This window comes from Vibrio sp. 10N.286.48.B8 (genome assembly GCF_003050085.1).
In the GTDB taxonomy this organism is placed as follows: Bacteria; Pseudomonadota; Gammaproteobacteria; order Enterobacterales; family Vibrionaceae; genus Vibrio; species Vibrio crassostreae.
In genome coordinates, this window is the sequence record NZ_PIGD01000050.1 from 1 (window position 1) to 2,453 (window position 2,453).

At 42.5% G+C, this 2,453-nt stretch carries 3 protein-coding genes; 2 read left to right on the plus strand and 1 reads right to left on the minus strand.

What is annotated here, in order from left to right; translation table 11 throughout:
- Positions 1-456 (plus strand): Na+/H+ antiporter NhaC family protein (locus CWO08_RS23685; RefSeq protein WP_146161788.1); only part of this gene is annotated, 456 nt, incomplete at its 5' end.
- A gap of 836 nt (positions 457-1,292) precedes the next feature.
- Positions 1,293-1,883: a transposase domain-containing protein gene (locus CWO08_RS23690; protein ID WP_258185435.1), complete on the plus strand. Its 591-nt coding sequence runs from the start codon at positions 1,293-1,295 to the stop codon at positions 1,881-1,883.
- A gap of 115 nt (positions 1,884-1,998) precedes the next feature.
- On the opposite strand, the gene CWO08_RS23695 is transcribed toward CWO08_RS23690, so the two are convergent.
- A partial coding sequence (locus CWO08_RS23695; protein ID WP_181360064.1) for a 4-hydroxybenzoate octaprenyltransferase occupies positions 1,999-2,453 on the minus strand: 455 nt, incomplete at its 5' end.

Genomic DNA, 2,453 nt, shown 5'->3' on the forward strand with positions numbered 1-2,453 from the left:
GTTCATATGATGGCAATGATCGGTTTCATCATGATTGCAGCGGCAGGTTTCGCGGCAGTTATGAAGCAAACGGGTGGCGTTGAATCTCTGGTTGAAGCTCTTTCAACTAGCATCGGTGACAATAAACCACTAGCAGCGCTACTTATGCTAGTGGTTGGTCTACTGGTAACAATGGGCATTGGTTCTTCGTTCTCTACGATTCCAATCCTTGCAACTATCTACGTTCCACTAGCAGCAGCATTTGGTTTCTCACCAATGGCAACGATCGCTCTAGTAGGTACAGCAGCAGCACTTGGTGATGCAGGTTCTCCGGCTTCTGACTCAACATTAGGTCCAACGTCTGGTCTAAATGCTGATGGTCAACATGAGCACGTATGGGAAACCGTAGTACCGACGTTCTTGCACTACAACATCCCACTGATCGTATTCGGTTGGATTGCAGCCATGGTTCTGTAATTAGGTTCTGTAGTTACAGAGTCCTTACGCTATCTTTTATAAAGACCGCCTCGTGCGTAATGCCGATCAGTTAAGAAATTTGTGAGATCATTTGACCGATCCTCAAAAGGCTTCAAAATCCGATATTAGGAAACTAATATCGGATTAAGAAGAATGGTTCACTGGATACTGAACAATACGACGCTGACGTTACAGCGACAGTATCAAAAGAAGCAGCAGTATAATTCTCAAACTTAATTAAGAGCACTCCACTTGAGTAATGCCGATCAGTTAAGAAATTTGTGAGATCATTTGACCGATCCTCAAAAGGCTTCAAAATCCGATATTAGGAAACTAATATCGGATTAAACTGATGGAGTTAATAAAAGGTGTGATTATCTACTTCATCCTGTTTATCTTAGTGGTGTTCTTTGCTCCGTTAGGTATCGGTTACTGGTTGGGTAAACGAACCGCCAATAAATAGATAAATAGATAGATAAGTAAATCAGCAGATCAAAAAAGAGCGCTCTAGGGTAATGCCGATCAGTTAAGAAATTTGTGAGATCATTTGACCGATCCTCAAAAGGCTTCAAAATCCGATATTAGGAAACTAATATCGGATTCGCTAAGCTTCTCTACTCAATGCTTTACCCAGAAGTACGTTTGACGATTCAAGAGAGTATCCACCAAGCAGAGTAACAATCCGTTTGGCGTCGCTTTCATAGCAAAGTGAAACACGATCAAAAAAGGCACCCACTGGGTGTAATGCCGATCAGTTAAGAAATTTGTGAGATCATTTGACCGATCCTCAAAAGGCTTCAAAATCCGATATTAGGAAACTAATATCGGATTTTTTTATGTCTTTAGAAAGCCAACTTGCCAATACTTTTCGGTCATGTAATACCTTCCACCACTTTGATAAATACTCTGACATCCTTAGTCCAGAGCTTATCCAACAAGGCTTTGAGCAAGCTGGCGTAGCAACCGTTAGAAGAAGGCGGTTACCTTTAGAAGCAGTACTTTGGTCTGTTGTTGGAATGAGTCTCTTTCGTCAACAATCTGTTTGGGATATTGCTAACCAACTCGATATTGTCCTGCCAGACAAACAACGCTTTGTTGCACCAAGTGCTGTTGTTCAAGCGAGACAGAGATTAGGCGAAGAAGGTGTAAAGCAAGTCTTTAAGAAGATGGCAGTGCATAGCTATCAATCGTCTAACTTCGAAACTTGGTGTGGGCTAAACCTTCTATCCGTCGATGGTGTCGTTTGGAGAACGACAGATACACCCGAAAATCATCAAGAGTTTAAAGCGCAGCGCAATCAATCATCTGAGAATATTTACCCTAAGGTTCGTATGGTTTGTTTGATGGAGCTTACAAGTCATCAGCTAATCGATAGTGCATTCTCTGACTATCGCACCAGCGAAATAGAAGTTATCTTCGCTGGGTGAAACTGAAACCCAAGAAATATGCGACAAATAGAAAAAATGCCAGTCAGCTTAACTGACTGGCATTACCCACTGGGTGCCTTTTTCTTTAGCGTTCGTTAACTCGAAAAGCTGATGCTTACCAGAAGGTAATGAATAAGCCTACAGTCACTGCCATTCCAACATAATTATTGTTGAGAAATGCTTGGAAACAAAGGTCTCGATCACGGTGGCGCATCAGGTGTTGTTGATACACAAACAAGCTTCCCGCTACCAACAATGCCCAATAGAAGGTATCACCTAGTTGGTAATGCATGCCTAACGCAATCAGCATCGCTAGGGTGACGAGTTGCAAAGAGCCAACAATCAGTTTATCGAAGCGACCAAATAAAATCGCCGTCGATTTAATACCAATCTTCAGGTCGTCATCTCGATCAACCATCGCATATTGCGTGTCGTAAGCAATCGTCCACAACGCGTTAATCACGAATATAAACCACACAATGCTTGGCAGTTCATTGGTTTGTGCCGCCCAAGCCATTGGTATCGCCCAACTAAACGCTAAGCCGAGAAACAACTGTGGAAGATGCGTAA